Below are 8219 nucleotides of genomic sequence, written 5' to 3' on the forward strand. Positions count from 1 at the left end.
TCGTTGACGTACTTCCTGGCGCTTTTCAGCGTGGTACATTCCGGGTGATGCTCCTTGATGTACTGGATAAAATACTTGGTGTGCTTCCAGTAGCTCTTGTAAGTGTTGAAGGAGAAAATCTTCTCCTTATCCGTCCCGGCAACCACCGCCGCCCGTTTGCTCTCCCCAAAGGCTTGCATCCCCACCAGCTTGTCATAGGCTTGCTGATGGAGGTCTTTATAGTACGCCTTATTCCTGCGGCCCACCGTTACCTCCATTCTTTCGTATCACTTATATAATTTATTTAATTTATATAAATTATTTAATGTATTCCTATTATATACTTGATATAAGTTAAAGCTAAGGCCGCCGCCTGCCTGCCCATGGGGGCCCGGCATTTGGCAAAGTACACTTTTTAACGTCTTATGTGTGACGGTTTTGGGGTCTCTCCCCTACACTTTTTTGAGCTGCTTATGTGTGCAGCCCCGGTTTATTGAGATCTACGGCAGTTCGGGATCTGTCGGCCCCTTTTTAGAGGGAGCTACTCTCCGGCAGATTTACAGTATGCCAGCTACTATCCGAAGGGTTTATAGGGACAGATACGTTGTACTTACCCGTACTTTCAAAAGGATTACTTATACGGGGTCGATGGTGCGCTTACCAGTTCACAAAGGTTACTGCGGCGAGCCCACGCACCATATAGGGGTATCAAACCTATCTCGGCTCCTATATTAGCAAACTGCTAAACCCCTGACCGGCAGCTCCCGGCCAAGACGCTCTGGGCCTAATTACTATTTACCCTCGCCCAGACGAGCATGAAATCTCTGCTGCAGCTCCCGGCCAACACCGGCCGCAGCCGTTCGATCCTGCCTCCTTCCTGCAGGGGCTGCTGATTTGTAGCCCCTGCAAATACACGTTTTCCTCCAGTGTCATGTTACCATAGATAATCCAGACTGTCAACTTATTACGAAAGATAACCGCATAACGGTTTACCCGTTCATTATATAAACGGGTAAACCGTTATACGCCACTGTTGCATCCAGGCTCTTTTTCCTGCTCCCATGTAAGATATAGCTCTTTTTCCTCGTCATATAATCGTAACTACTTAATATTCTTTAGGAGGTCATAATATTGAAGAAACCTAACTTGCCAATTATAATTCTCTGTTTAGCGATATGTGTATCTGGCATAGCAGCATTATCCTTAAAGACTTTTCATACAGTAAATTCCACGACTTCTCCGTATTTACTCTATCTAAAGGTTCTTCAAGGAAATCAACAATTTTATAATGTAGAATCAGGTGATTATTTGGATATCCATCAATTGAAGGAAACTATCACTTCAGATAATCTCCCTTTTTCAATTCAGCAGTTTGCAATAGTAGACTTAACCCAAAATGGGATTAAAGATGTTGTCCTGCAATTTTCACTTGCTGAAAATAATCAAGCCGGTTTTATAATACTACATGATGAAAGCGGAACTATTTACAGCTATACCCTTGTCAGCCGATCTATGTCAGATCTAAAAGTTGATGGTACATTCATATTTTCCAGCGGAGCTTCAGATTGGGGAATTGGATCACTTATCTTATCCTCCAGCGGCTATGAAATCGAAAAAATATCATATTGCGAGTCTTCTCTATTCTTTGTTGATAAGCTCCCTGCAACACAAGCAGCCTTTGAAACTGCAGTTAGTCAGCAAGGCTTTAAGGAAAATGTTACATGGTACAATTTTACAGACGATAATCTCTCTCTTCTAACTCAACAATAATTCTCAGAAGAAATATTCCCCCAATGCGGTCTGTATATGATACAGCCTTACATTGGGGGAATATTTTTTACAAGAAGTTATACCACTTCTTTGCGTTTGCAACACGCTCGCTTATTTTCGGAACTCCGGGCCGCTCATAGTGTCCACAGAAAATACGCGCTAAGATATCTGCGCTTTTATTAGATACCTTAAACTGGCTCGCCGTAAGAGTCTCGCTCGTTCCGTACTTAGATTGATTATTATCTGGCTTAAACCAGTTTCCAACCGTATTCATACTGACAATCAAATAATCCAATTCTGCATCCATTAACTTCTTTGGGTTACTGTAAGCCAGGCTATTAACAGCTTCAGCCGTTGCCGCACTGATAACTCCTTCTTTTTTGGCCCAGTCGATAAACAATTTTCCATCATCCCACTGAACCAATCCATATCCCAAATACATATCATTCAGCGATTGCCATACAGCAGGGTTAATCGTACTCTCACTGTTCATATTTCCAAGAATCCCACAGATAGCATTCTTGGTGAATCCTTTCTTCTTGAGATAATTATAGATGTACTCCGCATTTGTTTCCATCTGATCATCTCCCAAAGAATCCGCCCCAGAAGTAACTCTGGTATAAACCGTTGGCAACGATGTAGCCGTTACTTTCCACTGCTGCGCTTTCTTTCCGGCCGTCGTTGTCGACAGTTTCTCCCAGGAAACATCACTTCCGGACTTTGTGCCTCCTGCCGTTAGGTATCTTTCTGGGTGGGATTTCAGTCGGATATAATATACTCCCGTGCTTACCTTTTCAAAATTAACATAGGTGTCACTATTGCTGGTATAGACATCACAATTCCATGTAGAGGTATTGGCATTCAGCATATAAGAAAGATTATTGATAATCTTAACTTGCTGATTGTTCCCAAGAGACGCAATCGACCAAGTCTGGTCAATCGGGCAGGATTCATCCCAAATATTTGTATTTTTACGTCCAGAAATCGGCCCAGAGGCTGCGATATTCAATAGCTTTCCCGTTCCCGCGTGTGACTTGATCTTGTAATATCCCATAGTAGTAATCCTCCTGTTTTCATTATAGTTTAGCACCGGGTGAATCCTCTCATTTGGTTAATTCCGCCCGCTTCTAACACTCTTAGGAACCCCGCTTCTATAAACATTAGGCCAAAGGGAGGCCTCCCTTTGGCTCTGCACACGTGCAGAGCCAGTTTCTCTCATTTTGCAGTCGCTGTAACAGATACATCAGGTTTAGCTACTCCATTGACAGTTGCAGACAAAACCAATTTATAGGTTTTCTTTGTTTCAACCTTACAGGTTTTTGAAATTGTAACAGAGCCTTTCCCTGATGCGCTCCACGAAGCGATTTCCTTACTTCCTTGCATCAATGTAACTGTAATCGAAATTGCATCGTTGCGGTTTCCGCTATTGTACTTTCCTACGCAGTATGCTGTTGTCCCTTCAATCTTTAGAGTGGGTTTCCCAGAGATCGCTTTCGTACTAATTGCAGCAGAGGTCGGAATCATGACAGTCGCCAGCAACAGCACCAGAAAGAATAGCGGTATAATTCTCTTCTTCATAAAAACACCCCCTCTCTGCTTTGAGTAAAGTACACTTTCGCACTTATACCCTACTAACGCAGAGAGGGGATGCTTTTCTTACACGATTCGCCAAATTTTTTCAATCAACCTGTAAAACGGAAGCTGCCATCTTTTGAAGTTCATTGCCTTCAAGAAATCCATCAATTATAAATTGCATCTTTGCTCCATTATCATACCATGTTATACAGTTGCTTTGCTCTGGATCTACAGAAATGTATAGATGTCCAGGGCATCCGTTGACGCCAATTTCTGTGACCTCCATATTTTCTGCATCTATTATAATTGCAGAACCTTCCTCTACCCGCATATACTCAAATCTCAATATCTCTCCATCCGAATTTTCATAAATAATTTCCGTGTTATTAGGGAGCTCTTGTGGTATTCCTATCCTGGTATAATCAAATGGGAGATCTATCACTTCATATAAGGGCAGTTTTGTAGAATCCGACTCTCCAAAAAATTTATAAATGATACTGCTCTCGTACCATTCTACAACCCAGTCAATTACAGCGGCTCTGACCGTCGGACTTGCTACCGTCAAAACTCCAAAGGGCAAAGAACACGTCAAGACGATTGTTGCTACTACCTTTACAAATCGCCTCCTATAATCTCTCTTGTGCCGCTCTGCCCATTTATTGGGGTTATTCATCATTGCCATCATTTGTCGTTTGAAACGTGGAGATACCGAAACCTCTTTATTATTAGAGAGTTCTTCCGAAAAGTCTCTCGAAATAGCTTCCAATAAAACCCCTTTAATAATAATATTTTCTTCTCCTTCCGTCATTTTATGTATCCCTCTTCTCTCAATTTTCTTATAAGCAGCGCCCGGCCTCGGTGAATCCGAACATCTACTGTTGTTTCCTTCAATGACAACGCCTTCGCAATTTCTTTAGTGCTTCGTTCTTCTACAAATCTCATTTCTAATACTGTCCGATATATATCTGGCATTGCGCGTATTGTATCTATAATTGACCTTGTATTATCATTTTCTAAATCAATATATCCTTCTACAAAATTTTCATCGAATTGTAATTCCGGCTTTTGCTTTCTCAAGGCTGTAATAGCCTCATTCCTTACTATAACAACGAGATACGCCCCTCTTTTCTTACTCGGTACAGCTTGAATTTTCTGAAAATGATCTACTACACGTATCCACGCATTTTGAACGACGTCTTCTGCCGCATACATATCTTTTGGAAAATAACGCTTCGCCACGTGCAGCATCATATTCCCATATTGATTATATAAATCTGTAAATAGTCTCCTTTCCTCATCACTTTCCAGCATTGATAAAAAAATCAGCAAAAGTTTCTCACTCCTATCTTTTACTGAGATCTATCAGTCCTATGATAAATAGTCTACAAGCCCATCTCGTAATAGCACTGACATCTTGAAAACGTAATTGTAGATATTTAGACACAGTGCTTTTCTATTTCTCCATACCTCTGAATTTCTGCCTTATGTTCCACACGGTATCCCTCCAACAGCTCCCCGATCAGTTCGCTCACGCTACGCCGTTGCACATAGGCGATCTTCTGAATATCCTCGTACACGCTGGGTAGCACCGAGAGGCTAATCCGCTTCTTCAGCTCCCGATCCTCCTTCGGCCGGCCCCGCCGACCGGAGCTGGTGGCCGCCATGGGCGGCTGCTCCACGAATTTCCCAACGGTAGCGGATCTCCTGCGGCTCTCCCGCTCCTCCAGCTTACTCATGCTCCTGTTCCTCCCTCTTCTCCCTGCCGGACATAATCATGTTTGCTATGGCCACGTATTCCTTCGCAAGCTCACTGCTGGGGGCCTGCTCTACAGCCGCCAAGCCGTCATAAATCCCCTTCTTAGCCACCGCCAGCCGTTTAATCACGCCCAGCAGATTATACTCCTTCTGAAGCAGATCAAGGATGTCATGGTCATCGCCCACCCTTGTATCGTACAGCGTGGCGATCACCCCCAGCACCTTCAGCTCCGGGTTAATCAGCTCCTGGATCTCCTGGATGCTGTCCTGGAGCTGTGTCAGCCCCCGGTAGGCCAGGTAATCCGTCTTGACTGGAATCACCACTCCGTCGGCGCAGGACAGGGCATTGATGGTCAGGATAGAGAGCTGCGGCGGACAGTCAATCAAAATATAGTCATACTGCCCCCTGGCCTCCCGGAGCGCCCGGTCTAAAATCTTCTCCCGGCTGGCTCTGGAGAGCAGTTCCATCTCCATGGGCGCCAAGTCGATGATCGACGTGACGATGTGCAGCCGGTCACTAAGCTGCTGCACACACTCCATGAGCGGCGTCCCATCCTTCCGCAGCACATCCACGATCGTCCGCTCCACCTCCAGCGGCTCCAAGCCCACACTGATCGTCAGGCTGGCCTGGCTGTCCAGGTCAATGAGCAGCACCCTTTTCCCGGCAGCCGCCATAGCAGCCCCCAGGTTGTGTGTCGTGGTGGTCTTGGCCACCCCGCCCTTCTGGTTTGCGATTGCAATTACCTTCACTGTCTCTACTCCTTTTTCAATTATATAAATTATTTAACTTATTTAAGTTATCTCAATTATATCATATATATAACTTATAGCAAGTAAAAAATGGCGAGGCTGAAAGCCTCGCCATTTTCATACCTTCACAAATAGGCCGATAGGACACACGCCCTCAAATCCCGGCGTGGATATGTACCAGCAGCCAGGGCCTTCCGGCTCCCAAGACACTTCCAGGGTAATGTCGTGCCACCCGTCAGGGAACAGGGCCGTAAACCACTGTCCGGCGTGTATGCCGTATCCCTCCAGGAGCAGGCGGGGATGCGGATCGGCATCTGCTGGGTCAGGGAGCTGCAACTGCGCGATCCTTTCTTTATCCCAGCTCATAATCGTCCCTTCCTTTCTCAATCATCATAGTGGCCCAGGCAGGAGATAATATAAATGACCTCTCCCTGCTCATAGTAAACGATACGATTAGTTTCATCAATGCGACGGCTCCACCAGCCGCTCAGGTTGCCCCGCAGCGGCTCCGGCTTACCGATTCCCTCATAGGGGCTTCTCTGAATATCCTTTATCAGCGCGTTAATCCGTTTCAGCGTCTTTTTGTCCTGTGTCTGCCAGTACAGATACTCACTCCACGCCCGATCCTCCCACAACAGCCTCATCAGTCTACCTCAATCAAGTCATGCTCGGCAAAGCGGGCCTTGCCAGCCTTCACATCCTGCATGACGCTCTCCAGGTGCTGGAGGTTACTTTCCGAATAGAATGGATCAGCCGAAACCTCAAACGGGATGCGATACTCCCTGCCGACTTTCTTTGCAAACATCGTAAAGGCTGCGCTCATGGAAAGGCCCATCTCGGTACAGGCGCGTTCCATTCTTTTTTTTACATCTTCATCCAACTTAAAATTAACATTGACCGTGTGTGCCATGTCCAACACTCCTTTCCTACTCATAGTATATGCAAAAGTAAAGAAAAATACAAGCATTTTTCTTTACATCTTTGTTACACATTAGCCCACTGTATGTAGCCATTTAGGGGGCATAAACCACTTGATTTGCAAAGCTTTTTGGCCGCTGTAGATAGGGGGGTGGTTGTTTACCTTCAGAGAAGCGGAAACGGCCCTCCTGGGCCGTCCAGAGGCCGGAAAACGCCCCTATTCCTCATCCTGGACACGCAGCCGGAGGTGGGCAATTCCACCACTTGCGGATCGTTTTCGGGTCAAGGCCCGTATCCCGGTGGCAGTCGGCCTTACGGCCCTCCGGGTTCTGTTGACGCCACTCATACACCCGGTCTTGAGCCGACGGGCGACCAGCCCACTCAAAATTCGGATAATCAACCATCTGGACGGCCCGCGCCCTGCGCAAATGCTCTGCTTGCTTACGCCAGTTCCGCTTATTAACCGGCATAGTCAGTCCGGAGATCTTCGCTATATCGTCCCTCGGAAACGTCACATAGTCCTCATTGAACATCTCCAGAGCGCACACTACATCATCCTTCGTAAAACGGTTGATATCCTCCACGCTCATATCGTCATAGGGTTTCAACAGGGAGAAGGCGTCATGGCGCAGCTCCTCCTCACTGATCCCACACTTCATTGCGTAAATCGCCAACGTCATAATACCGTAGAAACGGTGGCCAACCCGGATTTCATCGGCAATACGGTGCAGCCACCAGTCATAGAGATCCCGCTTGACCGTCCAGCGGCCCCGCCGCTCCTTCTTGACGACCCGCCGCTCATACCAATCCGGGTATTTCTCCTTCGCCTCGGCCAGCGAGAGCCGCCCCTTCCGCATGAGGCCCAGGAGCCGCTGCTGCTCCCCGTTGCTGTCAGGGATAAACTCCAGCAGCTTTTCCAGCGTCACCCGCCCGCCGAGCCGGTAGGCCGTTACAGGATACTCCCGGCCCAACTTGGAACCGGAACCGACCACCCGGAAGCCCTGCAAAATACCCTGAACCTGCGGTTCCTTGATGGTGGAGGTATACCTGTTCCATATTTGCCGGGTAAGAGAATATTTCAGCTCCTTCAAGCATTTCTGATTGTACGGGTACATAGGGATCGGTTCCTGCAGCACATAATACAAGTGAAGCCCCGTTCCGCTGTTTACGACAAAGGTTGCCTGGGGAAGAATATCATTGTTCATCTGGTGCAGTGTGTCCCGGAGCTGGGGCATCCCCACCCCATCCAGGTCAAAGACCAGGGCATAGAGATACCGTGCATTTTTGCCGCACCGCTGACGCCCGAAATAGGAGATAGGAGACATGATGGTAAAATCCGTGTCGTAGACCTCCGACAGCTCCGACAGTTCATCTGTGATGGTATAGCGTTTGGCCTTGCCCTCCTCCTTGATCTCCAGGGCAATCCCCGCAGCCTTCGGCGGCACCGTTACCGCAATCCCGTTGCCCTTCGC

Annotated in this window: 12 protein-coding genes; 1 reads left to right on the forward strand and 11 read right to left on the reverse strand. The window is 47.0% G+C overall.

Annotated features, from left to right (window positions below):
• The coding region (locus ACZM6M_RS17500) for a hypothetical protein (protein ID WP_439411765.1) at positions 1–245 on the reverse strand (245 nt) is incomplete at its 3' end.
• 865 nt (positions 246–1110) lie between these two features.
• On the opposite strand from ACZM6M_RS17500, the gene ACZM6M_RS17505 reads away from it, so the two are divergent.
• A complete protein-coding gene (locus ACZM6M_RS17505) occupies positions 1111–1749 on the forward strand; it encodes a hypothetical protein (RefSeq protein WP_154042255.1) in 639 nt (212 codons plus the stop codon).
• A gap of 67 nt (positions 1750–1816) precedes the next feature.
• Here the strand turns inward: ACZM6M_RS17505 and ACZM6M_RS17510 are convergent, their stop codons facing one another.
• The 10 genes from ACZM6M_RS17510 to ACZM6M_RS17555 all read right to left on the reverse strand — a co-directional run.
• Entirely contained in the window at positions 1817–2803 is a 987-nt protein-coding gene (locus ACZM6M_RS17510; protein WP_024725229.1) for a phage tail tip lysozyme, read from the reverse strand.
• Positions 2804–2964: 161 nt separating this feature from the next.
• On the reverse strand, positions 2965–3327 hold the full coding sequence (locus ACZM6M_RS17515) for a hypothetical protein (protein WP_154042256.1): 363 nt from the start codon (positions 3325–3327) through the stop codon (positions 2965–2967).
• A gap of 100 nt (positions 3328–3427) precedes the next feature.
• Positions 3428–4132 (reverse strand): DUF4367 domain-containing protein, encoded by a 705-nt coding sequence (locus ACZM6M_RS17520; RefSeq protein ID WP_024725228.1) that lies wholly within the window; start codon positions 4130–4132, stop codon positions 3428–3430.
• Complete coding sequence (locus tag ACZM6M_RS17525) at positions 4129–4653, reverse strand: RNA polymerase sigma factor (RefSeq protein WP_024725227.1); 525 nt, start codon at positions 4651–4653, stop codon at positions 4129–4131. Before ACZM6M_RS17525 ends, ACZM6M_RS17520 begins: the two co-directional genes overlap by 4 nt.
• Before the next feature lie 107 nt (positions 4654–4760).
• Entirely contained in the window at positions 4761–5060 is a 300-nt protein-coding gene (locus ACZM6M_RS17530) for a hypothetical protein (RefSeq protein ID WP_024725226.1), read from the reverse strand.
• Positions 5053–5829 (reverse strand): ParA family protein, encoded by a 777-nt coding sequence (locus tag ACZM6M_RS17535; RefSeq protein ID WP_024725225.1) that lies wholly within the window; start codon positions 5827–5829, stop codon positions 5053–5055. Before ACZM6M_RS17535 ends, ACZM6M_RS17530 begins: the two co-directional genes overlap by 8 nt.
• A 117-nt stretch (positions 5830–5946) precedes the next feature.
• Positions 5947–6195: a hypothetical protein gene (locus ACZM6M_RS17540; protein ID WP_024725224.1), complete on the reverse strand. Its 249-nt coding sequence runs from the start codon at positions 6193–6195 to the stop codon at positions 5947–5949.
• 17 nt (positions 6196–6212) lie between these two features.
• Positions 6213–6473: a Txe/YoeB family addiction module toxin gene (locus ACZM6M_RS17545; RefSeq protein WP_024725223.1), complete on the reverse strand. Its 261-nt coding sequence runs from the start codon at positions 6471–6473 to the stop codon at positions 6213–6215.
• Entirely contained in the window at positions 6473–6739 is a 267-nt protein-coding gene (locus ACZM6M_RS17550) for a type II toxin-antitoxin system RelB/DinJ family antitoxin (RefSeq protein ID WP_154042257.1), read from the reverse strand. Before ACZM6M_RS17550 ends, ACZM6M_RS17545 begins: the two co-directional genes overlap by 1 nt.
• Positions 6740–6971: 232 nt before the next feature.
• A partial coding sequence (locus tag ACZM6M_RS17555) for a hypothetical protein (protein ID WP_489490633.1) occupies positions 6972–8219 on the reverse strand: 1248 nt, incomplete at its 5' end.

This window comes from Enterocloster sp. (genome assembly GCF_057861365.1).

What these genes read in the sequence shown, in the direction of transcription:
- ACZM6M_RS17510 (WP_024725229.1), bottom strand. Translation starts at nt 2,803, where the DNA reads ATGGGATATTACAAGATCAAGTCACACGCGGGAACGGGAAAGCTATTG.
- ACZM6M_RS17550 (WP_154042257.1), bottom strand. Translation starts at nt 6,739, where the DNA reads ATGGCACACACGGTCAATGTTAATTTTAAGTTGGATGAAGATGTAAAA.
- ACZM6M_RS17530 (WP_024725226.1), bottom strand. Translation starts at nt 5,060, where the DNA reads ATGAGTAAGCTGGAGGAGCGGGAGAGCCGCAGGAGATCCGCTACCGTT.
- ACZM6M_RS17540 (WP_024725224.1), bottom strand. Translation starts at nt 6,195, where the DNA reads ATGAGCTGGGATAAAGAAAGGATCGCGCAGTTGCAGCTCCCTGACCCA.
- ACZM6M_RS17520 (WP_024725228.1), bottom strand. Translation starts at nt 4,132, where the DNA reads ATGACGGAAGGAGAAGAAAATATTATTATTAAAGGGGTTTTATTGGAA.
- ACZM6M_RS17545 (WP_024725223.1), bottom strand. Translation starts at nt 6,473, where the DNA reads ATGAGGCTGTTGTGGGAGGATCGGGCGTGGAGTGAGTATCTGTACTGG.
- ACZM6M_RS17515 (WP_154042256.1), bottom strand. Translation starts at nt 3,327, where the DNA reads ATGAAGAAGAGAATTATACCGCTATTCTTTCTGGTGCTGTTGCTGGCG.